The following is a 22,493-nucleotide window of genomic DNA, read 5'->3' as shown; positions in this document are numbered from 1 at the left end:
CTCTAGAGATGGTGGAATGCGATGTGCCGGTGGGCGGCCTATCTTGGTGAAGCGGTCTTCCTCGAAGACATCATCACCGCGCCCTGCCATTCGCTGATCGCCCAAAGCCACTGCGCCCAGGAAGCCAAGTCGCCGACCAATGGCGACGGCTTCGGCCTTGCTTGGTATGGCGACCGGCCAAGCCCGGCCTTTGCCGCGACATCCTGCCGGCCTGGTCCGATCCCAATTTGAAAAGCCTCTGCCGGCAGATCAAGTCCGGCCTGTTCCTCGCCCATGTGCGCGCCTCGACCGGCGGCGCCACCAGCCGCATGAACTGCCACCCCTTCATCTCCGGCCGCTGGTCATTCATGCATAACGGTCAGATCGGCGGCTTCGAGAAGATCCGCCGCACCTTGGAGAACACGCTCTCCGACGAAGTCTTCGGCCAGCGCGAGGGCACTACCGATTCCGAGCTTTTCTTCCTCCTGATGATCGACCAGGGTCTGGCGAGCGACCCGCAGGGCGCGGTGTCGCGGGCGACCGGCCGTGTCGTCGAGGCCTCGCGCCGCGCCGGCATCGAGCCGGCCCTGAAACTGACGGCGGCCTTTTCCGACGGCGAGGCGTTGTATGCCGTTCGCCATGCCACCGACGACCATGCGCCGACGCTCTACACCTCTGCCTTCCGCGACGGCGGCCGCTGCATCGTGTCGGAACCCTTCGACCGCGACGGCGGCGATTGGCAGGCGATCCCGCCGTCGAGCTTCGTCACCATGACAAAGGATAGTATGGCGATCCGGCCGTTTGCGCCTGCTGTCGCGAAACTGGCGCTGGCCGTCTAGCCAAAGACAGAGGTCGCCGTAGAGCACCAGCCTGACACGTCGACCGGCGCAATTTCGATCAAGCACAATCCATCTTTGGATGCTCAACTCAGCTTGAAGCTGCGTCGCAATCCGCCATGTTGAGGAAAGGCGCGCAGCAGCCGGAGCTTCGCCATGGACCCCGCCTTCTCCTCCGCCATCGACCTCGCGGCTGCGATTGCCGCACGTAACATCTCGGCAGTCGAGGCGCTCGATGCGCATCTTGCCCGGATCGACCGGCATAACGAGGCGATCAACGCTATCGTCATCCTCGATCGGGAAGAGGCGCGGGCGCGTGCCCGGCAGGCCGATGAGGCAATGGCATGCGGCGACGCGCCCGGTCCGCTGCATGGTGTGCCCTTCACGCTGAAGGACGCCCATGAGACGGCCGGCATGAGGACCACCGCCGGCTTCCCGCCTTTTGCCGACTATGTACCGAGGCAGGACAGCCCCGTCGTGGCCAGGCTCAAAGCGGCCGGCGCCGTGCTTATGGCCAAGACCAATGTCGCGACCATGCTGGGCGACTGGCAGTCGGACAATCCCCTGTTCGGCCGCACCAACAATCCATGGAACCTCGATCGCACCGCGGGCGGCTCCAGCGGCGGCGCGGCGGCAGCCGTTGCGGCAGGCATGACGCCTTTCGAGATCGGCACCGACATGCAGGATTCCATCCGCCTGCCTGCCGCCTTCTGCGGCATCTATGGGTTGAAGCCGACCGAGCATCGCGTGTCGCTGGCCGGAGGCTTCCCTGACCCAGGAGGCACTCCGCGCAGCGTCCGGCTGATGTCATGTATTGGCCCGCTTGCCCGCAACATCGAGGATCTGGCGCTGATCTATCGGATGATCGCCGGCCCGGACGGGGCGGACTCCGATCTGGCGCCCGTGCCGGTCGAGCCGATACCGAAACTCGAACTCAAGTCGTTGCGCATCGCCTTCGCCGGGTCTTTCCCGGGCTTTCCGGTTGAGGCCGAGATCAGTGCGGCCGTCGAAAGCCTGGCCGCACAGCTCGCGTCAACGGGCGCGGTCGTGGAGGAGGCAAGGTTGCCGAAGCTCGACCTGCATGACGATCTCGCCGAAGGCGGCAAGCTGATCGGCATGATGCTGGAAGCCGCGCAGCCGGAACCGCCGGAAAAACCGACGCCGGTGTCGAAGTGGTTCGCGGCGCTCGCCCGCCGCGACCGGTCGATCCTCGCCTGGGAGCGCTTCTTCGAAAGCTGCGACGCCTTGCTTTGCCCGGTCGCCATGACGACGGCCTTCCCGCACTGCAAGCCGGGCAGCCCGCTCAAGGTGGACGGCAAGGACGAGAGCTATTGGATGCTGCCGGCCCACGGCGCGGTGTTCAACTATTCCGGTCACCCGGCGCTCGCATTCCCTTGCGGGCAGGACAGCCATGGCTTGCCGATCGGTTTGCAGCTCGTCGGCCGGCACTGGTCGGAGGCGCGGCTGCTCGCTATCGCGAGTGCAATTGCGCCACTCAACGGTGGCTTTCGCCGACCACCGGGTTACTAAAGCGCGTCGCGCTGAAATGGATTCAGGCGACGCGCCTTAAGTCTTTGTTTTGATGCATGTCGTTGTCCCAGAACCGCTACACACTTCTGGGCGACATGCATTAAGAGAACCGCTCCAGCCCGTACGGCACCAACAGCCCATCGCGCTCGCCTTCGAGGATTTCCCGCGTGGCAAACAAGCCGACGGCTGGCGCCAGTGTGATGCCCGAATGCATGACGGCGATGTAGAGGCCGCCTACTCCTTCGGCCCGGCCGATGATCGGAAAGCCGTCGGCCGGTGTCGGCCTGTAGCCGACTGTGTGGAAGTCTAGCTCCAGTCCGTCCGCGTCATGCAACGCTGCCCTCATCGCCGCGAACAGGTCGCGCGCCGTGGCTTCAGGGTTTTCGCCCGGATCGCTGCCGGCGAAATCCGAGCCGGCGACGATGCGGCCCTCGGCCGTCTGGCGCATGTGCAGTCTCTCGGCATGCACCAGCCCGTTGAGCAGCTTTTTATAGGGGCGGGAGTGCACGATGAGGCCCGGCGGCGTGTCGAGCGGCAGCTTGATGCCGGCTGTCGCGGCAATGGCCGGGGTGCCGGTGCCGGCCGCAACGACGACCTCGTCGGCGCCGACGGTTTCGCCCGAAACGACCACGCCGGTCACCTTGCCATCCGATGGGATCAGCCTGTCCACGACGCCGATGATCACCCGCGCGCCGCTCTGTTCGGCATCGGCGAGCAGCGCCTTTGCTGTCGCGGCCGGCTCGGCAACGCCTTCCTCCGCAACGTAGACGGCGAAATCAGGGGGATCGACAAGGTTGGGCTCGATCTGCGCGGCCCGCTCACGGCCGACGCGCTCGATGCCATAGCCCCACGACAAGTGTTCGGCCGCATAGGCTTCGAGCCTGTCCGGAGGGAGGTCGAAGCACAGGCCGCCGCACCAGGCGAGCGGCAACCCGGCCACGTCCTTCGCCAGCCTTTTCCATTCGGCCATGGCGCGTATGCGCAGCCTGAAATAGACCTCGGGGTTGCCCCAGCTGGCATTGATCCAGGCAAAGGAATTGGGCGTGGCGACGCCGCCGGCGCCGCTTGCCGAGACGACCGTCACCCGCGCGCCGGCTTTCGTCAGATGCCAGGCGATCGAAGCGCCGATGATGCCGGCGCCGATGACGATGATGTGTTTCGTCACGCTGCTCTCCATCCCGTTTCCGTGAGCTTTCCACCTGCCATTTGCAGGAGCCTTTGCCAACGCAAACTTGCGCGCTTGACATAAATACGTACGTACGTATTATATCGTCATGGCTAGACGATCACTCCGCGAAAACCTCCTCGAGGCTGGCTTCCAGACCATCTGGAATTCCGGCTACACCGCAGCCGGCGTCCGCGACATCGTCGCCGCGGCCGGCGCCCGTCCGGGCTCCTTCACCAATCATTTTGCTTCCAAGGAGGAGTTCGCCGGCGAGGTGCTGGAACGCTACTTCGCCTATGTGAGCGGACTGGTCGAGAACGCGCTGGCGCCTGACGGCACGCCGCCTGTGGGCAGGCTGCGCCGCTATCTCGACGTCATCACCTCGAAGCTCGAAGCGCATGACTGGGCGCGCGGCTGCATGATCGGCAATCTCAGCCTGGAAACGGCTGTTCACAGCGAGCCGCTCCGGCTCCGGCTGGTCGACATTTTCGAGTGCTGGCGCCAGCCATTCGCGGCCTGCATCGCCGAGGGTCAGGCGGCGGGCGAGATCACCACGGCCTTCGGTGCCGAGGACCTCGCCGATTTCCTGCTGTCGTCCTGGCAGGGCGCCATGCTGCGCATGAAGGTCGAGCGCAGTCCCGAGCCGCTCGAGCGGTTCAAGAAAATCATCTTCAGCACCGTATTTGGGAAGGAGACAGTGCGATGAATTCGAAGACCGACGCACAGCAGGCCACCTTGCGGCGTTCGCAGGTGGCGGTGCTGGATTCCACCATGTCCTATGTGGAGGCCGGAGCGGCTGGTCCGACTGTGTTGTTCCTGCACGGCAATCCGACGTCCGCCTTTATCTGGCGCAACATCATCCCGCATGTCGCGCTCTTCGGCCGCTGCATCGCGCCCGACCTGATCGGCTACGGCCAGTCCGGCAAGCCCGATATCGACTATCGCTTCTTCGATCATGTCCGCTATCTCGATGCCTTCATCGAGGCGCTCGACATCAAGGATCTGGCGATCGTCGCGCAGGACTGGGGCACGGCGCTGGCATTCCATTTCGCGGCGCGACGGCCGCAGCGCGTCCTCGGCCTTGTCTTCATGGAGTTCATCCGTCCCTTCGAGCGCTGGGAGGATTTCCATCAGCGTCCCCAGGCGCGCGAACTCTTCAAGGCATTGCGCACGCCCGGCGCCGGCGAGAAGCTGGTGCTTGAGGACAATATCTTCGTCGAAAAAGTGCTGCCGGCCTCGGTGCTGCGTACGCTGAGCGAAGAGGAGATGGCCGCCTACCGGGTGCCATTCCCGACGCCGCAGTCGCGCAAGCCGGTGCTGCGCCTGCCGCGGGAACTGCCGATCGAAGGCCAGCCCGCCGACGTTGTCGCCATCAGCGAACACGATCACCGCGCGCTGCGGCTCTCCACCTATCCGAAACTGCTGTTTGCGGGCGATCCCGGCGCGCTGATTGCGCCGCAGGCGGCACGCGAATTCGCCGCCGGGCTGAAGAACTGCCGGTTCATCAATCTCGGACCCGGTGCGCACTATCTGCAGGAGGACCATGCCAACGCGATAGGCGGCACCATTGCCGGCTGGCTCCCCGAGGTCGTTCAGGCGGGCCGCACGGCCGAACTGGCCTGAAGCAAGCCATGGCTTCCCGCGGCTTCCATGCCGCCGGACCGGTCGACAGTCCGGCAAAGCGCTGCTAGAAGCCCGGCCTGTCACACGGAAATCCCAGAGAATGCCCGAAACAATACCCGAGGAAGTGGCGCGCCGCCGCACCTTCGCGATCATCGCCCACCCTGACGCCGGCAAGACCACGCTGACCGAAAAACTACTTCTGTTCGGCGGCGCCATCCAGCTTGCCGGCGAGGTCAAGGCCAAGAAGGACCGCATCCAGACCCGGTCCGACTGGATGAAGATCGAGCGCGAGCGTGGCATTTCGGTCGTCACCTCGGTGATGACCTTCGAATATGACGACAACGTCTTCAACCTCCTCGACACGCCCGGCCACGAGGATTTCGCCGACGACACCTATCGCACGCTGTCGGCGGTGGATTCTGCCGTCATGGTCATCGACGCCGCCAAGGGCATCGAGCCGCGCACGCTGAAACTGTTCGAGGTCTGCCGGCTGCGCGACATCCCGATCATCACTTTCGTCAACAAGATGGACCGCGAGAGCCGCGATCCGTTCGAGATTCTCGACGAGATCGAGCAGAAGCTGGCGCTGGACACCGCGCCCGTCACCTGGCCGATCGGCCGCGGCAGGACTTTTTCGGGCACCTATCATCTCGCGCTGAACGCCGTGCGCAGGGGCGACGAGGAAAAGGAGCGTACCCCTGTCAACGGTCCGGACTCCAATCGCGTCGCGGGACTGCTGCCGGAAAATGAGCGCGAAGCCTTCATCGAGGAGCTGGAACTCGCACGCGAAGCCTGCCGTCCGCTCGATATCGACGCCTTCCGCGAAGGCCATCTGACGCCGGTCTATTTCGGCTCAGCGCTGCGCAATTACGGCGTGCGAGACCTGATCGAGGCGCTCGGCGCTTACGGCCCGCCGCCGCGTGCGCAGGAAGCCGATGAGCGTACGGTCGAGGCGACGGAGGACAAGATGACCTCCTTCGTCTTCAAGATACAGGCCAACATGGATCCCAACCATCGCGACCGCATCGCCTTCGTCCGCGTCTGCTCGGGCAAGCTGGAGCGCGGCATGAAGGCCAAGCTGGTGCGCACCGGCAAGCCGATGAGCCTGTCGGCGCCGCAGTTCTTCTTCGCCCGCACCCGCGTCACCGCCGACGAGGCCTTTGCCGGCGACGTCGTCGGCATTCCCAATCACGGCACGCTGCGCATCGGCGACACGCTGACCGAGGGTGAGGAGATCCTGTTCCGCGGCGTGCCGAACTTCGCTCCGGAAATCCTGCGTCGCGTGCGCCTTGGCGACGCGATGAAGGCCAAGAAGCTCAAGGAAGCCCTGCACCAGATGGCCGAGGAAGGCGTCGTGCAGCTGTTCTCGCCCGAGGATGGTTCGCCGGCTATCGTCGGCGTCGTCGGCGCCCTGCAGCTCGACGTGCTCAAGGAGCGGCTGAACATCGAATACACGCTGCCGGTCGATTTCGAAATGTCGCGCTTCTCGATCTGCCGCTGGATCTCAGCCGATGACAAGGCGGAAGTGCAGCGCTTCATCGAGGCCCATCGCGGCGACATCGCCCGCGACCTCGACAACGATCCGGTGTTCCTCGCCCAGCACGCCTTCTCGCTCAACTACGAGGCCGAGCGCTGGAAGGCGATCCGCTTCACCGCGGTCAAGGACTATCAGGTCCGCGACAAGGCGGCGTAATGCACTTTCCCTTCTCCCCGTTCACGGGGAGAAGGTGCCCGAAGGGCGGATGAGGGGCGGCGCCAACATTCAAGGGCAAGGTACCCCGACCCCTCACAGCCTCAGGGCGTTCGAATCTCGACAAGCCAAGCAATTGGCTTTTCGCCCGCCAAGCGGAAGGCCTCTCACCCCTTCGCCGCCGCCTCCAGCCTGTCGATCTCGATCTTGCCCATCTTCATCATGGCATCCATGACGCGTCCGGCCTTGGCCCGGTCGGGATCCTGAAGCAGGCGCGGCAGCTGTTCCGGCACGACCTGCCAGGAAACGCCGAACTTGTCCTTCAGCCAGCCGCAAGGTCCGGGCTCGCCGCCGCCCTCGGTAAGCTTCGTCCAGAAATGATCCACCTCGGCTTGCGTCTTGCAGTCGATCGACAACGAGATCGCTTCGGTGAACTTGTATTGCGGCCCGCCGTTGAGCGCCTGGAAGGTCACGCCGTCGAGTTCGAACGAGGCGACCAGTACCTGGCCTTGCTGAGCATGGCCTTCGGGCCAGCGCGTGACGCTTAGCGCCTTCGAATTCTTGAAGATGGAGATGTAGTGGTTCATCGCCTCTTCGGCCTGGGTGTCGAACCACAGGAAGGTGGTGATCTTCTGCATTGTTTTCTCCTTTGTGCTCTCTTGGGGAAAAGGTCAGGCGGCACCTTTGACGGCGTCCTGAAGCGAAGCGAGATAAGCATCGAGCTGGGCGTAACTATCGGCCATGCCCGAGGTCATGCCGGTGCCAAGCGCGCCGTCGCGCGCGGCTTGCGATGCGTAGAGGATTGTTTGCGTCAGCAGCGTCTTGCCGTCGACCTCGGTGAACGAAACGGTTCCGAGCGCCTCGCCGCCGGTCCAGTCCTCGTCGAACAACTCGGCGGCCACGATCAGCCTCGGCCGCACGATCTCGCGATAGGTGGCGCTCATGCCCATGGCTTGCCCATCACGATGGCGCCACACATAGCGTGCCGCCCCGCCCACTCTGAGGTCGATCTTGCAAACCTCCAGCCGCCAGCCGTCCGGGCCATGCAGCCAGCCCTTGAGCAGCCTCGGAACGGTCCAGCAATCGAACACCATCGGGCGCGGCGCGTCGAAAACGCGGGTTATGCGAACCTCGCGATCGCTGGGGGTTGTAACGGTCAGCGTCGCGACGGTCGTGCCTGGCAATCTCGTGGTGCTCATCAAATGTCCTCTCTACGCTTGCTTCACCCAAGGACGTTCAGCCGGGCGCCGATCCGACAGTGCGCCGGCTTTTCCGGCCAGCCCGCAGGCATTGGGCCTATTGTTCCCGCTCGTCCGAACCCTGCTGGGCCTTGAGCGCGCCGAGCAGCGCATCCAGCCGTTGGAAATTGCCCTCCCAGATCTTGCGGTAGCGCTCCAGCCATTCCGTGGCTTCGGCCAGCGGCTTCACTTCGAGCCGGCATGGCCTGCGCTGCGCGTCGCGGCCGCGCGAAATCAGCCCCGCGGCTTCCAGCACTTTCAGATGCTTGGAGATCGACGGCTGGCTCATGGCAAACGGCTCGGCAAGTTCCATCACCGAGGCCTCCCCTTCGATGAGTCGGGCGAGAATGGCGCGTCGCGTGGGATCGGAAAGCGCTGCGAAGGTGGCGTCGAGCTGGTTCATATTAAATAGCCAAATGGATATATACCTAAATGGCTATATTACAGTCAGCGTTGTTGGTCAACCAGCTTCCTGGCGCAGCGCAAAATTGTGGCAAGGCCGGATCATGGCCGCTATAACCGCTGCCGACTAAGATTGAGCGCCGCCCGCCGCGTACGGCGCGGCCAGCCAGCAAGGACAATCCAATGCCTGCCTATCGTTCCCGCACCACCACCCACGGCCGCAACATGGCCGGCGCCCGCGGCCTGTGGCGCGCCACGGGCATGAAGGATAGTGATTTCGGCAAGCCGATCATCGCGGTGGTCAACTCCTTCACCCAGTTCGTGCCGGGCCATGTGCATCTGAAGGACCTCGGCCAGCTCGTCGCGCGCGAGATCGAGAAGGCCGGCGGCGTCGCCAAGGAGTTCAATACCATCGCCGTCGATGACGGCATCGCCATGGGTCACGACGGCATGCTCTATTCGCTGCCGTCGCGCGAGCTCATCGCCGATTCCGTCGAATACATGGTCAACGCGCATTGCGCCGACGCCATGGTCTGCATCTCCAACTGCGACAAGATCACGCCCGGCATGCTGATGGCCTCGCTGCGCCTCAACATCCCCACCGTCTTCGTCTCCGGCGGCCCGATGGAGGCCGGCAAGGTGGTGCTGGCCGGCAAGGCGCAGGCGCTCGACCTGGTCGACGCCATGGTCGCGGCCGCCGACGACAAGATCTCCGACGGGGACGTCAAGGTCATCGAGCGCTCGGCCTGCCCGACCTGCGGCTCCTGCTCCGGCATGTTCACCGCCAATTCGATGAACTGCCTGACCGAGGCGCTCGGCCTGTCGCTGCCCGGCAACGGCTCGACCTTGGCCACCCATGCCGACCGCAAGCGCCTGTTCGTCGAGGCCGGCCATCTGGTCGTCGATCTCGCCCAGCGCTATTACGAGCAGGCCGACGAAACAGCACTTCCGCGCAGCATCGCCTCCAAGGGCGCCTTCGAGAACGCCATGACACTCGACATCGCCATGGGCGGCTCGACCAACACGGTGCTGCACATCCTAGCTGCCGCCCATGAGGGCGAGGTCGATTTCACCATGGAGGACATCGACCGGCTGTCACGGCGCGTTCCTGTGCTCTGCAAGGTCGCCCCGGCCAAATCAGACGTCCATATGGAAGACGTCCACCGCGCCGGTGGCATCATGGCCATCCTCGGCCAACTCGACGAAGCAGGCCTCATCAACCGCGACCTGCCGACGGTGCACACGTCAAGCCTCGGTGAGGCGCTTGATCATTGGGACATCTCCCGCACGACCAGCCAGAATGTCCGCGACTTCTTCCTGGCGGCACCTGGCGGTGTGCCGACACAGGTCGCCTTCAGCCAGGACCGCCGCTGGGATGAGCTCGACACGAACCGTGAAACGGGTGTCATCCGCTCGGCGAAGACGCCGTTCTCGAAAGATGGCGGCCTTGCCGTGCTGAAGGGCAATCTGGCGCTCGACGGCTGCATCGTGAAAACAGCTGGCGTCGACGAGTCGATCCTGAAATTCACCGGGCCGGCGCGGGTGTTCGAAAGCCAGGATGCCAGCGTCAAGGCGATCTTGTCGAACGAGATCAAGGCCGGCGACGTCGTCGTCATCCGCTACGAGGGGCCGCGCGGCGGCCCCGGCATGCAGGAGATGCTCTACCCGACCAGCTACCTGAAGTCGAAGGGCCTCGGCAAAGCCTGCGCGCTGATCACCGACGGCCGCTTCTCCGGCGGCACGTCCGGCCTGTCGATCGGCCACGTCTCGCCGGAGGCGGCGGAAGGCGGCACTATCGGGCTGGTGGAAGAGGGCGACACGATCGAGATCGACATCCCCAACCGCACCATCCGCCTCGCCGTCAGCGATGCCGAACTCGAAGCGCGCCGCAAGGCGATGGCGGCGAAGGGCGCTGACGCCTGGAAGCCGGCGGAAAAGCGCAAGCGCAAGGTGACGACCGCACTGCGCGCCTACGCCGCCTTCGCCACCAGCGCCGACAAGGGCGCTGTGCGGAAAGTGCCGGAGTAGCGCGGTTCTCCCTTCTCCCACAAGGGGAGAAGGAGGGCGCACTACGGCATCAGCTGATATTCATAGAGCTTCTGATAGAGCCCGCCCTGCTTGAGCAGGGTCTTGTGCGGGCCGTTTTCCCGTACCTTGCCGTTCTCCAGCACCACGATCGTGTCGGCCTGGTGCACGGTGGACAGCCGGTGCGCGATCACGATCGTCGTGCGCCCGACGGTAAGCTGCTGCAGCGCCTCGCGGAACAGCGCCTCCGATTCCGCGTCGAGCGCGCTGGTCGCCTCGTCGAGCAGCAGGATCTCGGCATTGCGCAGCATGGCGCGCGCGATCGAGATGCGCTGGCGTTGGCCGCCGGACAGCAGCGAGCCATTCTCGCCGACCTCGGTGTTGTAGCCCTTGGCCATGGCGCTGATGAAAACATGCGCATTGGCGGCCTTGGCGGCGGCGATCACCTCTTCGTCGGTCGCGCCCTCGCGGCCGAGGCGGATATTGTGCATCACGGTGCCGGCAAACAGGAAGGTGTCCTGGCTGACATAGGCGATCTTCTGCCGGAGCGAATCGAGCGTCGCGAACGAGATGTCCTGGTCGTCGAACAGCACCTTGCCGACCTGTGGGTCGTACATGCGCATGATGAGGTTCAGGATCGTCGACTTGCCGCTGCCGGACGGTCCGACCAGCGCCGTCATCTTGCCGGCCTCCAGCGTCAGGTTGAAGCCTTCGAACACCGGCGAGCTTTCCGGATAGGCGAAACTCACATCGTCGAAGCGGATTTCACCCGGGCCGGGTTGCAGCGGCTTGGCGTCGGGTTTTTCGGCAAGCGTCAGCGGTCGATCGGCGAGCTGGAACATCATGCGCACGCCGACCATGCCGGTCTCGAGCGAGATGCGCACGCGCGCCAGGCGCTTTGCCGGCTCATAGGCGAGCAGCAGCGCCGCGATGAAGGCCATGATGTTGCCCGGCATCTGGCCGCCCTCCAGCACCAGCAGGCCGCTGACCAGCACCGCGCCGGCAATCGCCAGCCCCGCCAGCGTTTCCATGACCGGGCTGGTGGCTGCCTCAAGCGTGGCGATGTTGTTGGCGCGGTTCTCGACGTCGGACACCGCCTTGTGCATGCGCTTGCGCATCGCGCCTTCGAGATTGAAGGATTTGACGACGCGCACGCCGATCGCCGTCTCCTGCATCACATGCACGATCTGGCCAAGCGACATGAATTCCATCGCCGCGATCTTGCGCACGCGCTTCAGGATGCGGTTGACGCCATAGATCGCCACCGGCCCGACAACGAAGCAGATCAGCGACAGCGCCGGCTGTTGCCAGACCATGACTCCCACCAGGACGACCAACGTCACCAGGTCCCGCACATAGGAGGTGACGACAAGGTCAAGCACGCTGCGCGCCGCCTGCGCGTTGTTGGTCATACGGGCGATCAGGTCGGACGACGAGGTCGAATGATAGAACTCGATGCCTTGCGCCAGAATGCGATCGTAGATCTTGCGCTGCCGGTCGGCGATGATGGCGTTGCCGACGCGGCTCATGAAATAGGCCTGGACGAAGCCGGCAAAGCCCTTGACCAGGAAGATCGCCGCAACGCCCGCCGCGATCAGGTTGACGCGGTCGAGCCTCTTGAAGACGACGAATTCGTTTGTGATCTCGCGCAGGATCCAGGCGCTGGCCCCGGTCATGGCGGCCACCACCAGCATCGACACTATGGCGGCCGCATAGCCGAATTTATGCTCGTGGAAGGATTCTCTCACCAGCCTGATGATGAGGCGCTGGTTTTCCGTCGAGCGCAAGAAACGAAACAACGGCACACCCTGTGTCTGGCTGCAAGAATTTCGGATTCGCCACGAGGGCGAGAGGCGGCTTATAGAGCGAGTTGCGGCGCGATGGAACCTTTCGGCCGCGGGGCAGAGAAAAGGCTGCGCAAGGCTGTCTTTTCGGCCACGATGATTGCCTGTTCTTGAAAGGGGTGGCGACGGATGGATTTCGACCTCATCGTTCGCGGCGGCACGCTGCCGGACGGCAGCATTGCCGACATTGGCATCGCCGGCGAAACCATCCGGGCCATAGAGCCCAACCTGCCTGGTTCGTCGCCGACGGAGATCGATGCGCGCGGCAACCTTGTTTCACCGCCCTTCGTCGATCCGCATTTCCACATGGATGCCACGCTGTCCTACGGCATCCCGCGCATCAACGCGTCGGGCACGCTGCTCGAAGGCATCGCGCTCTGGGGTGAGTTGAAGCCGCTTTTGACCCATGAGGCCGTGCGCGAGCGCGCGCTCGCCTATTGCGACTGGGCCGTGTCGATGGGCCTGCTTGCCATCCGCAGCCATGTCGATGTCTGCGACGACCGGTTGCTCGCGGTGGAAGCCCTGCTCGACGTGAAGAAAACCGTCGCGCCCTATATCGACCTGCAACTGGTCGCATTTCCGCAGGACGGCCTCTATCGCTCGCCGACGGCGCTCGACAACACCATCCGCGCGCTCGACATGGGCGTCGATGTCGTCGGCGGCATCCCGCATTTCGAGCGCACCATGGCCGACGGCACCCGCTCGGTGACGGAGCTTTGCGAGATCGCAGCCAAGCGCGGCCTGATGGTCGACCTGCATTGCGACGAGACGGACGATCCGCTGTCGCGCCATATCGAGCAGTTGGCCTTTGAAACGCAACGGCTCGGCCTGCAGGGCAGGGCGGCCGGCTCCCACCTCACCTCCATGCATTCGATGGATAATTACTACGTCTCGAAGCTTTTGCCGCTCATCGCCGAGGCCGGTGTCTCGGCCATCCCCAATCCGCTGATCAACATCATGCTGCAGGGGCGCCACGACACCTTTCCGAAGCGGCGCGGCCTGACCCGGGTGAAGGAGATGCTGGCGCTCGGCATCCGCGTCGGCTGGGGCCAGGATTGCGTGCTCGACCCCTGGTATTCGCTGGGCACCGCCGACATGCTCGACGTCGCCTTCATGGGCCTGCATGTCGCGCAGATGTCGAGCCCGGCCGACATGGCGCGCTGCTTCGACATGGTGACCAATGTCAACGCCGCCATCATGGGCCTCGACCATCTTGGCCTCGCCGTCGGCAAGCGCGCCAGCCTCGTCGTGCTCGATGCCGGCAATGCGATCGAGGCCGTTCGCCTGCGCCCGGAGCGTCTCTGCGTCATCGCTCGCGGCAAGGTCGTGGCCGAGCGGACCAGGCAGGAAACCAGGCTTTCGATTGCGGGGCGGCCGGGAATGGTCAACCGAAGGCACAAGTCCGCGTAGAACCAGCCGATTTCCGCTGCTGGTCTCACCGATCGGCTTAATTTCCCTCGTCAAACTCGCGGCTTGCGGCTAGGGAGCCGCCATGGCTCAATCCCTTGCCCGCAACTTCACGGTCAGGAACGTTTTGTTGGCCGGCATCCTGTTGATGCTGGCCGGCGACTTCATGTTCGCGCTCAACGACGCGATGGGCAAATGGCTGGTCACGTCCTTCTCCGTCGGACAGGTGGTACTGATCCGCTCGATCGGCGCCTTCATCGTGCTCGGCCCGATGATCGCCAGCCAGGGCACGGCCAGGCTGTTTCACATGGATCGGCCGCTTCTGCAGTTCCTGCGGGTCGTGGCCACCACCACCGATACCGGGCTTTTCTACGCCGCGGTCGTCTATTTGCCGCTGGCCGACGTGATGAGCTTCTACATGGCCGGGCCGATCTACGTCGCGGCGCTATCGCACCTGCTGCTCGGCGAAAAGGTCGGCTGGCGCCGGTGGCTGGCGATCCTGGTCGGCTTCTGCGGCGTGCTGATCATCCTGAAGCCGTCCTCGGCGGCCTTCTCGTTGTCTTCGGCTTTCGCTCTGGTCGGCAGTATCGCCTTCGGCTTCGCCATCATCCTCGGCCGCCTCCTGCGCGGCACCAGCGACACGACTTTAGTCACCTGGCAGACCATCGGCACGCTGCTGGTCGGCGGCGTGCTCGCCATTGGCGCCTGGCGCACGCCGTCGTCGCTCGATCTCGGCGCCATGCTCTTGCTCGGCGTCGTTTCTTGCGCCGCCCACCTGATGATCACCAGGGCGCTGAAGCTGGCGCCGGCCTCGACATTGGCGCCGCTGCATTACAGCCTGCTTTTATGGGCGGTGGTCTTCGGCCTGGCTTTCTTCGGCGACGTGCCGAGCCCACGCATCCTGATCGGCTCGGTTATCGTCGTGCTCGCCGGCATCTTCATCTTCCACCGCCAGAAAGTGGTGGAAACGGCGGTGCCGCCGGAGAACGTGCCGAAGGGCGTGAACTAACCCGATTTCGCGAAAGTATTTTTACGGTGCAAATCGCCCGCCGTATGCAATCTGCGATTGATTCCGATGGGGCAGACAGGATATTTATAGCTGGGAAAATTGGGGTATTGGGGGGAAATGACGGGCAGTTTCTCTATATGGCATTGGCTTATAGTTCTGATCGTTATCGGCTTGCCATTGTTGTTTATCTTGAGGGCGCCGCCAGCCGGCGTCAATCGTTTCGGGGACACATCGCCGTCAATGAACTTTGGTGAGGCAATTTCAAGTTTTTTCCGAAATTATGTAAGTTTTTCCGGCAGGGCCAGTCGTTCGGAGTTCTGGTATGCGTATCTGTTCATTTTCATTGTCGGCGTCATAACGATCGTTGTTGATGCCGTTGTCGGAAATGAACTTATTTCATCGATCTGGAATCTTGCCATCCTTTTGCCGACACTCGCTATGACCGCTCGCCGGCTGCATGACATCAACAGAAGCGGCTGGCATCAGCTGCTTGCGGGGTTGTTCCCCATCGGCACCATCGCGCTGATCATCTGGTATTGCAGAAAGTCCGACGAAACAGGGTCGTTGAACGAGATACAGAGAGTTTTCAGGTAGACGCAACGGAGCGGTTCATTTCCGGCAAATGATGAAACGCTCGCCCATGCGGGATCTGCCGCGCTAGTCCCTGGCTCTATCCCGGTGTTGTTTGATTGTGTCGATAAAGGCACGCAACGTAGACGGCACATGGCGATAGCCCGGGTAATACAGCGCCAGGCCAGGTGTCAGCGGGCACCAGTCGGTCAACACCGTTTCCAGTCGGCCTGAGCGCAACTCGATGCTCGCGAAGGACTGAGGCACATAAGCGATCCCCAGACCGGCCACGGCCGCCTGGACCATCAGGCCGTTGTCGTCGAGCGACAGGGAGCCAGGGACGTCGATCGAGAGTTCTTGGCCGTTGCGGCTGAACTCCCAGAAGTATCGTTTGCCGCTCGGCAGTCTCTGGCGGATGCAGGCATGTTGCCTCAGATCTTCAGGCACCGCCGGCGGCTTTCGGCCAGCCAGATAGGCGGGCGCGGCGACCGCGACAAAGCGCGCGGGACCGCTGAGCGGCACCGCAATCATGTCTTGCGGTATCGCGTCGGCAAGACGCACGCCAGCGTCGAAGCCGTCGCGGACGATGTCAACGAGGCGACCTTCCGATACCAGGTCAAGCTCGACGCCGGGATACTGCGTGAGGAAATGCGGCACTACATGGCTGAGCAGCCATTGCGCCGCGGCCTTGTTTGCATTGATGCGCAATGTTCCGCTCGGCGCGCCGCGGTCGTCGGCGAGCTGGTCCAACGCCGCATCCAGCCCGCGCAGAGCCGGTTCCAGAAGCTCAAGCAGCCGCTGCCCGGCTTCGGTAGGCGACACGCTGCGGGTAGTGCGGTTGAGCAGCCGGACGCCCAGTGTCTTTTCGAGCGCGATGATGGTGTGGCTGAGCGCCGAGCGCGATACGCCAATGCCGTCCGCCGCCTGGCGAAAGCTGCGCCTTGTGGCGACCGCGCGGAACGCTTCCAGCTCCGTGAAAGTCGGTCGGGACATTGGTGAAAACTCCTCACTAGCCTATCCGAATTTGTCCAGCTTATTCGACGAATGGCAACTGTCTATCTCCTTGGCAGCCCGCCGCGGGCTGAGCCTCGCGCCTCTCGTGAGCACGTCCAACCCCGGCAAGCCCGATCAAGTCAGAAGAAAGGACATGGCCATGAGCATGAAGTTGACACGGGACGAACTTGTCGACCGCCTCGTTACAGCAGGTGAACTCGAAGTTGCTGGCGCGCCCACGGATGAAATCGCCAGCTATTTCGACGTCGAGAATTTTCGCTTTCATGGGCCAGACGGCTTTGAAAGCGACTTTGATGGCCTTAACAGCTATTTGGCGGCGATCCGCGCGGCATTCGAGGATCGCAAGATTCGGCGCGGCATTGTCCTGGTGGAAGGCAACATGGTCGCGTGCCAGACCTGGATAACCGGCCGCTTTGTCCGCGAGTTTGCCATGTCGCCGGCCGGACCGCTGCCTCCGAACGGCGCGTATATCACCATGGACCTGATCAACATCTTCATCTTCACCGATGATGGCCGCCTCGTCGAGGAGTTCGTCCGCACCGATTACCGGAGTTTTCTGAGGCAGCTCGGCGCCGAGGGACGATAGGTCAGGCGCCGTCTTGTCTAACCTTTTCGAATCGCTGCGAGGTGCCTGGAGAATTCCTTTGTCTCCATCAGCGCCTTGCAGCGGGCGAAGCGGCCGTCGGCATAGGCGCGGAAATCGTCGACCGGATTGTTGTTGGCGAGCTGGATCAGTCCCCACAGCGTCCATAGGAGGTCGCACATCGCTTTGTAGATGACGACCCGTCCGCGCTCGGCCGGTCGTGCCTCGCCGCCGAAATAGGCGCGCATCAGTTCTTCGTCCTGGACCGCATCGAACCTGCCCTCGACCGAAAGGTCGCCGAGGTCCCACAGCGGATCGTTCATGCCGGAATATTCCCAGTCGACGATCCACATCCGCTCGCCCGTATCGAGGAAGTTTTCGCATAGCGGATCGCAATGGCAGGCGGCGAGCGGGATAGCATGCGCGGCAAGAGCCGTACGCACCGTGCCAGCCTCGCGCACCACATCATGATAGCCGGCGGGCAGCGCCACATCCTTGGTCGACAAGACCTTGAGGTAGTCGTCGATCATCGCGAACAGTTCGAAGCGGAAGGGAAAGAGCGCGCCCGACGCATGCAGCTTGCGAAAGGCCTCGCCGGCGCGCGCGGGGCTGCCCGGCCTTGCCTTGAATTTTTCGGGCGACATCGTCTCGGCGCCGGCGATGAAGCGCGTCGCCATTCGGCCGGATGCCGGATCGGCATAAACTACTTCGGGGCTGACGCCGGCCTTGGCCGCCTCGCGCGCCGCCACTGCTTCATTGGCGCGGTTGATATATTCTTCCGTGCCCTTGCCGGGAATGCGCAAACAGACGTTGCCGGCCCTGTAGACCATGTTGGTCAGGCCGCCGAGCCGCTCAAGCGGACCGCTATAGCCGGCCAGCGCCGGAATTGCGGCCAGCGCCGCGCGTGCCTCGTCCATCGTCATCCCCTTAACTTTCATGTCATGTTTTATGACCGGACGGTTCCACAGTTTTCGTTGCTTGGCTATCATCCGTCGAACGAGAATCGGGCGTCGGGAGCGGCAATGGCGGACGGCAAGCACAACAGCGCGCTGGGAGCCGCTTATGCGGCGAAGCGGCCGGAGGAAGTGGCCGCGATCTATGACAGCTGGTCGGAGACCTATGATGCCGACATGTCGGCGGCCGGCTACCGCCATCCGACGATCTGCCTGGCGCTGCTGGCCCGGCACCTGCCGCGCGGCGCCGAACCCCTGCTCGACGCCGGCGCCGGCACCGGCCTGATCGGCGAATGGCTGGCCATCACCGGCTACCCGAAAGTCGAGGCGCTCGACATCTCGCAAGGCATGCTCGACAAGGCCGGGGCGAAGGGCGTCTACACCGCGCTGCATCGCCTGGCCATGGGCGAAACCCTGCCCTTCGCCGACGGTGCCTATGCGGGGATTATTTCGGCAGGCGTCTTCACCTCCGGTCATGTCGGGGTCGAGGGCCTGGACGAGTTGATCCGCATCTGCCGCCCAGGCGGCGTCATTGTGCTGACCGTCAAGAACACGCTTTGGCATGCCGACTTCGCCGAGCGTATCGCCGCGCTGGAAGCCCAGGGCTTGCTGACGCGTGTCGAGGAGACGCAGCCCTATGCGTCGATGCCGGGCGAAACCGACACCGTGCCTAGCAGGGGACTGGTAATCAAGAGGTCGTAGCTTGAAAAATAAAACTAATCTTTTACCGTTACGGCTTGCCGGCGGTCAGTTCAGCCGAAATCTTTTTTACTTTCTGCAAGACAAGGTAGTCTAGGTCTTCAGTGTCACTCGCCGCTGCTTCGTATTTTTTTCGGGCTTGGTTTGTGAATTCCTCAAAGGCTGCGTTTCGTGTCTTAGTATCATAAGAGGACTGAAGTCCAACCTGCTTAGCAAGTTCTTTTGCCATGGACAATGTCGCCGCAGCGCGATTGGCTGAACTCAACGCGCCGGCAATCGTGTCAAAATCCTTCGGCCCTATGCTCAGGTACAACTCAGTGGTGCCGCCACCTTTTGACTTAATGTCGAAGCGAATTTTCAGTGCTCCGGCGCGACCTTCAACGTCTACACTGCTAGTTTCGTAGCTAAGATATTTGGAAGTGGCCCCGCTCCTCTTCACCTCTGCCTCTGATAGCTTCATTAGATTACCTCCGTTAACATTCGGATGTAATCTTTCAAATAAGGCAAAAATGTGGCGATTGACAATTCAAGTTAGAGCCTAATCCTGTCTCCGGCCGGATCATACATCGGCTCGAGATGGATGCTGGCCGGCGTGCGTTCCATCGCCACCACAAGCTCATAATCGCCCGACGCGAGGAAATCGTCGCTGACGCCGTCGGCATTGCGCACATAGCCATAGCCTATGTTCTTCTCCAACGTGTAGCCGTAGCCGCCGCTGGTGAGGTAGCCCACCGGCTCGCCATTGCGCAGGATCGTCTCGCGCCCGACCAGAACGATCTCCGGATCGTCCACTGTGAAGCCGGCAAAGCGTTTCGTCGGCGGCTTGCCGGCCGCCTTCTCCAGTGCCCTGCGCCCGACGAAGTCGGCGTTCTTGCGAAGCTTCACCGCCCAGCCGAGATCCGCTTCCAGCGGCGTGTCGTTCGGCGTGATGTCGGAGCCCCAGGCGCGGTAGCCCTTTTCCAGCCGGAGCGATTCCAGCGCCCGGTAGCCGACCGGGCGAACGTCGTGTGCCTTGCCCGCCGCCATCATCACGTCGAAGACCTCGCCGGTGGCGGCGATCGGCACATGCAGCTCCCAGCCGAGCTCGCCGACATAGGTGATGCGCAGTGCCTTCACAATATGGCCGGCAATGCCGATCTCGCGCGCATGGCCGAAGGGGAAGGCGACATGCGAGATATCCGCATCCGTCACCGCCGCCAGCACGTCGCGGGCGCGCGGCCCCATCAGCGACAGCGTGCCGAAATCCTCGGTGACGTCCTTCAGTCTCGCGTCGAGACCAGGGCCGATATGGTCGCTGATCCACGACAGATCATGCGTGCGGAAGCCTGTGCCGGTGACGATGTAGAACCTGTCCTCGCCGAACCGCGACACGGTGAGGTCCGCCTCGATGCCGCCGCGCGTGTTGAGGAGCTGCGTGTAGGTCAGCCGCCCGACCGGCTTATTGACGTCGTTGGCGCAGACCCAGTCGAGCGCCTTCAGCGCATCGGTGCCGGTCAGCTCATATTTGGCGAAGGAGGACTGGTCGAAGATACCGACTTTCTCGCGCACATGCCGGTGCTCGTCGCCAACTGGGCCGAACCAGTTCTGCCGGCCCATCGAATAGACGTCCTCGGCGGCTGAGCCGTCGGGCGCGAACCAGTTCGGCCGTTCCCAGCCAAGCTTGGAACCGAACACGGCGCGGTGCGCCTTCAGCCGCTCATAGAGCGGCGAGACGATGCGCGGCCGTCCGGACAGATATTCCTCATGCGGAAAGCCGATCGTGTAATGCTTGCCATAGGCTTCCAGCGTGCGGTCGCGCACCCAGTCGCGGTCGCGATGCAGGCCGGAAAAACGCCTGATGTCGACGACCCACAGATCGAGCGGCGCCTCGCCGTCGACGACCCATTGCGCCAGCACCCAGCCGGCGCCGCCGCCGGACGCGATGCCGAAGGCATTGAAGCCGGCGCCGACGAACATATTGGCGCATTCCGGCGCCACGCCGAGGATGAAGTTGCCGTCCGGCGTAAAGCTTTCCGGCCCGTTGATCATCTGCTTGACGCCGACGGTTTCCAAGGCGGGAACGCGCGCGATCGCCTGGGTCATATGCTGTTCGAAATGATCGTAGTCGTCGTCGAACAGGCGGAATTCCCAGTCGTTCGGGACGTCGCCGCCGGGAAGTCCGGTTGCCCAGGCCTGCGGATTGGGCTCATAGCCGCCCATCACCAGCCCACCGACCTCTTCCTTGAAATAGGTACGGCGGTCGGGATCACGGATCGTCGGCGCGTCGGTGGCGAGCCCGTCGATCTTCTCGGTGACGATGTACTGATGCTTGACCGGCTGCAGCGGTACATCGATGCCGGCCATCGCGCCGACCTGTCTTGCCCATTGTCCGGCGCAGTTCACCACCTTGTCGCAGGCGATGTCGCCCTTTTCGGTCTTCACCCCGGTGATCCGGCCGTCCTTCATCGTAAAGCCGGTGACGCGCACGTCCTCGAACAGTTTTGCGCCATGCATGCGCGCGCCCTTGGCGAGCGACTGGGCGATATCGGAGGGGCTTGCCTGTCCATCGGTCGGCAACCAGGAGGCGCCGACCAGATCGCCGGTTTCCATCAGCGGCCACATGCGCTTCACTTCCGCCGGCGACAGCAGCTGCATGTCCATGCCGAAGCTTTTGGCGGTCGTTGCCAGCCGCTTGAACTCGGTCCAGCGGTCGGCATTGGTGGCGAGCCTCAGGCATCCGGTCATCTTCCAGCCGGTCGCCAGCCCGGTCTCGGCCTCGAGCCCCTTGTAGAGCTCGACCGAATATTTGAGCACGCGGGTGATCGAGGCCGACGAGCGCAACTGCCCGACCAGTCCTGCCGCGTGCCAGGTCGAGCCCGAGGTCAGCTTGCCCTGTTCGAGCAACACCACGTCGGCCTTGTGGTCGCGCGCCAGATGATAGGCCGTGGAACAGCCGATGATGCCGCCGCCGATGACGACGATCGCGGCATGGCTGGGCAGGGTCATGACTTTGTTCCGTATTTCGTCCGGTAGCTGTCCAGCGCCGCGTCGAGCCGCACGAGGTTTTCCTCGGTATAGGCGACGTAATCGATGCCGGGCGCGTCGAGATAAAGCTCGGACACCATGCTCCACATCGCCTCGCGCAGCAGCGAAGCGCATTGCATGGCGGCGTGCGAACGGCGGACCTCGTTATCGGGCTCCTTCATGAAATAGGCGGTCATGAAGGCGAAGGACTCGTCGTCGCTCATGCCGGCATTGGAGGCCGCGCCGGCAAGGTCGAACATCGCGGTGTTGAAGCCGGCATATTCGAAGTCGATCAGCCACAGGCGCTTGCCGTCGTCGAGGATATTGGCCGGCAAAAGATCGTTGTGGCCGAAGACGATAGGCAACAGCTTCTGCGCCCGCTCCAACTCATCGGCGAGCGAAAGATAACGCGGCAACTGGTCCTTCTTGCGGCTGCCGCCTTCGTCCAGGGTGCGCGCATAGTCGCGGATGACGTGGAACACCCAGAACATGAAGCCGGCGCCGGAGACATGGTTCGGCATCTCGCGGTGGAAGCGGCGCAGCAACGCCGCCACCCGGTCGAGATTGGCCCGCACGTCCTCTCCGAGATAGGTCTTGGCCCCAAGAAACGCCGTCACCAGGATGCCCGGCTCGGCATAATGCACGGCAGGGGCGAGGCCAGCCGCCTGCGCCGCCCGCGCCGTCATCACCTCGCGCTCGCGAAAGACATGATGGAATGGAAAGTCCTGGCCGAAGCGCACGACGTGCCGCCCGGCGGCGTCGGTGACGACGAAGTTGGCGTTGCTGAGGCCGCCCGGCAGCGGCTCTATCTCGATGCCGCCGCTCCAGCAAGGCAAGACGCGGATGCGATCTTCGGCGATCACGGTTTTGCTCCGGCTTCAGCCGGTCCTCCGTAAAACAGCGATGGGAGAAAACGAAAAAGC

The 22,493-nt window shown here is 63.5% G+C and carries 20 protein-coding genes and 1 pseudogene; 11 read left to right on the top strand and 10 right to left on the bottom strand.

Annotation, left to right across the window (positions count from 1 at the left end; all coding sequences use genetic code 11):
- Nucleotides 1–21: 21 nt before the first annotated feature.
- Nucleotides 22–818 (top strand): annotated as a pseudogene (locus YU3_RS36325) (class II glutamine amidotransferase).
- A 153-nt stretch (nt 819–971) separates the two neighbouring features.
- Nucleotides 972–2,345: an amidase gene (locus YU3_RS0109635; RefSeq protein WP_027166041.1), complete on the top strand. Its 1,374-nt coding sequence runs from the start codon at nt 972–974 to the stop codon at nt 2,343–2,345.
- Nucleotides 2,346–2,445: 100 nt separating this feature from the next.
- Here YU3_RS0109635 and YU3_RS0109630 read toward each other — a convergent pair whose 3' ends face one another.
- Complete coding sequence (locus YU3_RS0109630) at nt 2,446–3,510, bottom strand: FAD-binding oxidoreductase (RefSeq protein WP_027166040.1); 1,065 nt, start codon at nt 3,508–3,510, stop codon at nt 2,446–2,448.
- A 109-nt stretch (nt 3,511–3,619) separates the two neighbouring features.
- Between YU3_RS0109630 and YU3_RS0109625 the strand changes: the two genes are divergently transcribed.
- The 3 genes from YU3_RS0109625 (at nt 3,620) to YU3_RS0109615 (ending at nt 6,826) form a co-directional block, all read left to right on the top strand.
- Nucleotides 3,620–4,216: a TetR/AcrR family transcriptional regulator gene (locus YU3_RS0109625; RefSeq protein ID WP_027166039.1), complete on the top strand. Its 597-nt coding sequence runs from the start codon at nt 3,620–3,622 to the stop codon at nt 4,214–4,216.
- On the top strand, nt 4,213–5,133 hold the full coding sequence (locus tag YU3_RS0109620) for a haloalkane dehalogenase (RefSeq protein ID WP_027166038.1): 921 nt from the start codon (nt 4,213–4,215) through the stop codon (nt 5,131–5,133). Before YU3_RS0109625 ends, YU3_RS0109620 begins: the two co-directional genes overlap by 4 nt.
- A 100-nt stretch (nt 5,134–5,233) precedes the next feature.
- Entirely contained in the window at nt 5,234–6,826 is a 1,593-nt protein-coding gene (locus tag YU3_RS0109615; protein ID WP_027166037.1) for a peptide chain release factor 3, read from the top strand.
- 164 nt (nt 6,827–6,990) lie between these two features.
- Here the strand turns inward: YU3_RS0109615 and YU3_RS0109610 are convergent, their stop codons facing one another.
- From YU3_RS0109610 to YU3_RS0109600, 3 genes are all read right to left on the bottom strand, one after another.
- Nucleotides 6,991–7,461, bottom strand: a complete 471-nt coding sequence (locus tag YU3_RS0109610; RefSeq protein ID WP_027166036.1) for a VOC family protein — start codon at nt 7,459–7,461, stop codon at nt 6,991–6,993.
- A gap of 33 nt (nt 7,462–7,494) precedes the next feature.
- Complete coding sequence (locus YU3_RS0109605) at nt 7,495–8,022, bottom strand: SRPBCC family protein (RefSeq protein ID WP_036258210.1); 528 nt, start codon at nt 8,020–8,022, stop codon at nt 7,495–7,497.
- Between the two features lie 97 nt (nt 8,023–8,119).
- Nucleotides 8,120–8,464, bottom strand: a complete 345-nt coding sequence (locus YU3_RS0109600) for a metalloregulator ArsR/SmtB family transcription factor (RefSeq protein WP_027166034.1) — start codon at nt 8,462–8,464, stop codon at nt 8,120–8,122.
- 182 nt (nt 8,465–8,646) lie between these two features.
- On the opposite strand from YU3_RS0109600, the gene ilvD reads away from it, so the two are divergent.
- Nucleotides 8,647–10,491: a dihydroxy-acid dehydratase gene (ilvD, locus tag YU3_RS0109595; protein WP_027166033.1), complete on the top strand. Its 1,845-nt coding sequence runs from the start codon at nt 8,647–8,649 to the stop codon at nt 10,489–10,491.
- A gap of 41 nt (nt 10,492–10,532) precedes the next feature.
- Here the strand turns inward: ilvD and YU3_RS0109590 are convergent, their stop codons facing one another.
- Complete coding sequence (locus YU3_RS0109590; protein ID WP_027166032.1) at nt 10,533–12,287, bottom strand: ABC transporter ATP-binding protein; 1,755 nt, start codon at nt 12,285–12,287, stop codon at nt 10,533–10,535.
- Nucleotides 12,288–12,461: 174 nt separating this feature from the next.
- On the opposite strand from YU3_RS0109590, the gene YU3_RS0109585 reads away from it, so the two are divergent.
- From YU3_RS0109585 to YU3_RS0109575, 3 genes are all read left to right on the top strand, one after another.
- Complete coding sequence (locus YU3_RS0109585; protein WP_027166031.1) at nt 12,462–13,742, top strand: amidohydrolase family protein; 1,281 nt, start codon at nt 12,462–12,464, stop codon at nt 13,740–13,742.
- A gap of 82 nt (nt 13,743–13,824) precedes the next feature.
- Nucleotides 13,825–14,748, top strand: a complete 924-nt coding sequence (locus YU3_RS0109580) for a DMT family transporter (RefSeq protein WP_027166030.1) — start codon at nt 13,825–13,827, stop codon at nt 14,746–14,748.
- A gap of 117 nt (nt 14,749–14,865) precedes the next feature.
- Entirely contained in the window at nt 14,866–15,342 is a 477-nt protein-coding gene (locus YU3_RS0109575) for a DUF805 domain-containing protein (RefSeq protein WP_027166029.1), read from the top strand.
- A gap of 63 nt (nt 15,343–15,405) precedes the next feature.
- Here YU3_RS0109575 and YU3_RS0109570 read toward each other — a convergent pair whose 3' ends face one another.
- Nucleotides 15,406–16,311: a LysR family transcriptional regulator gene (locus YU3_RS0109570; protein ID WP_027166028.1), complete on the bottom strand. Its 906-nt coding sequence runs from the start codon at nt 16,309–16,311 to the stop codon at nt 15,406–15,408.
- 160 nt (nt 16,312–16,471) lie between these two features.
- Here YU3_RS0109570 and YU3_RS0109565 point away from each other — a divergent pair, with 160 nt between their 5' ends.
- The gene (locus tag YU3_RS0109565; protein ID WP_198021651.1) at nt 16,472–16,918 is read left to right on the top strand and encodes a nuclear transport factor 2 family protein; all 447 of its coding nucleotides are present in this window, start codon (nt 16,472–16,474) and stop codon (nt 16,916–16,918) included.
- 17 nt (nt 16,919–16,935) lie between these two features.
- On the opposite strand, the gene YU3_RS0109560 is transcribed toward YU3_RS0109565, so the two are convergent.
- Nucleotides 16,936–17,838 (bottom strand): phosphotransferase family protein, encoded by a 903-nt coding sequence (locus YU3_RS0109560; RefSeq protein ID WP_027166026.1) that lies wholly within the window; start codon nt 17,836–17,838, stop codon nt 16,936–16,938.
- A 99-nt stretch (nt 17,839–17,937) separates the two neighbouring features.
- Here YU3_RS0109560 and YU3_RS0109555 point away from each other — a divergent pair, with 99 nt between their 5' ends.
- Nucleotides 17,938–18,570, top strand: a complete 633-nt coding sequence (locus YU3_RS0109555) for a class I SAM-dependent methyltransferase (protein ID WP_027166025.1) — start codon at nt 17,938–17,940, stop codon at nt 18,568–18,570.
- Between the two features lie 28 nt (nt 18,571–18,598).
- Here the strand turns inward: YU3_RS0109555 and YU3_RS0109550 are convergent, their stop codons facing one another.
- The 3 genes from YU3_RS0109550 to YU3_RS0109540 form a co-directional block, all read right to left on the bottom strand.
- Nucleotides 18,599–19,027 carry a hypothetical protein gene (locus YU3_RS0109550; RefSeq protein WP_027166024.1) on the bottom strand — a complete coding sequence of 143 codons (429 nt, stop codon included), beginning with the start codon at nt 19,025–19,027 and terminating at the stop codon, nt 18,599–18,601.
- A gap of 71 nt (nt 19,028–19,098) precedes the next feature.
- Nucleotides 19,099–21,552 carry an FAD-dependent oxidoreductase gene (locus tag YU3_RS0109545; protein ID WP_027166023.1) on the bottom strand — a complete coding sequence of 818 codons (2,454 nt, stop codon included), beginning with the start codon at nt 21,550–21,552 and terminating at the stop codon, nt 19,099–19,101.
- Nucleotides 21,549–22,433 (bottom strand): phosphotransferase family protein, encoded by an 885-nt coding sequence (locus YU3_RS0109540; protein WP_027166022.1) that lies wholly within the window; start codon nt 22,431–22,433, stop codon nt 21,549–21,551. Before YU3_RS0109540 ends, YU3_RS0109545 begins: the two co-directional genes overlap by 4 nt.
- Nucleotides 22,434–22,493: the final 60 nt, after the last annotated feature.

The organism is Mesorhizobium sp. WSM3224, from assembly GCF_000427725.1.
Lineage (GTDB): Bacteria > Pseudomonadota > Alphaproteobacteria > Rhizobiales > Rhizobiaceae > Mesorhizobium.
The sequence above is the reverse complement of the archived record's forward strand: the minus strand, read 5'-3'. Positions and strand labels throughout refer to the sequence as shown.

Coding starts and splice junctions, on each gene's coding strand:
- YU3_RS0109635 (WP_027166041.1), top strand. CDS start 972: ATGGACCCCGCCTTCTCCTCCGCCATCGACCTCGCGGCTGCGATTGCC.
- YU3_RS0109625 (WP_027166039.1), top strand. CDS start 3,620: ATGGCTAGACGATCACTCCGCGAAAACCTCCTCGAGGCTGGCTTCCAG.
- YU3_RS0109620 (WP_027166038.1), top strand. CDS start 4,213: ATGAATTCGAAGACCGACGCACAGCAGGCCACCTTGCGGCGTTCGCAG.
- YU3_RS0109615 (WP_027166037.1), top strand. CDS start 5,234: ATGCCCGAAACAATACCCGAGGAAGTGGCGCGCCGCCGCACCTTCGCG.
- YU3_RS0109610 (WP_027166036.1), bottom strand. CDS start 7,461: ATGCAGAAGATCACCACCTTCCTGTGGTTCGACACCCAGGCCGAAGAG.
- YU3_RS0109605 (WP_036258210.1), bottom strand. CDS start 8,022: ATGAGCACCACGAGATTGCCAGGCACGACCGTCGCGACGCTGACCGTT.
- YU3_RS0109600 (WP_027166034.1), bottom strand. CDS start 8,464: ATGAACCAGCTCGACGCCACCTTCGCAGCGCTTTCCGATCCCACGCGA.
- ilvD (WP_027166033.1), top strand. CDS start 8,647: ATGCCTGCCTATCGTTCCCGCACCACCACCCACGGCCGCAACATGGCC.
- YU3_RS0109585 (WP_027166031.1), top strand. CDS start 12,462: ATGGATTTCGACCTCATCGTTCGCGGCGGCACGCTGCCGGACGGCAGC.
- YU3_RS0109580 (WP_027166030.1), top strand. CDS start 13,825: ATGGCTCAATCCCTTGCCCGCAACTTCACGGTCAGGAACGTTTTGTTG.
- YU3_RS0109575 (WP_027166029.1), top strand. CDS start 14,866: ATGACGGGCAGTTTCTCTATATGGCATTGGCTTATAGTTCTGATCGTT.
- YU3_RS0109570 (WP_027166028.1), bottom strand. CDS start 16,311: ATGTCCCGACCGACTTTCACGGAGCTGGAAGCGTTCCGCGCGGTCGCC.
- YU3_RS0109565 (WP_198021651.1), top strand. CDS start 16,472: ATGAGCATGAAGTTGACACGGGACGAACTTGTCGACCGCCTCGTTACA.
- YU3_RS0109560 (WP_027166026.1), bottom strand. CDS start 17,838: ATGACGATGGACGAGGCACGCGCGGCGCTGGCCGCAATTCCGGCGCTG.
- YU3_RS0109555 (WP_027166025.1), top strand. CDS start 17,938: ATGGCGGACGGCAAGCACAACAGCGCGCTGGGAGCCGCTTATGCGGCG.
- YU3_RS0109550 (WP_027166024.1), bottom strand. CDS start 19,027: ATGAAGCTATCAGAGGCAGAGGTGAAGAGGAGCGGGGCCACTTCCAAA.
- YU3_RS0109545 (WP_027166023.1), bottom strand. CDS start 21,552: ATGACCCTGCCCAGCCATGCCGCGATCGTCGTCATCGGCGGCGGCATC.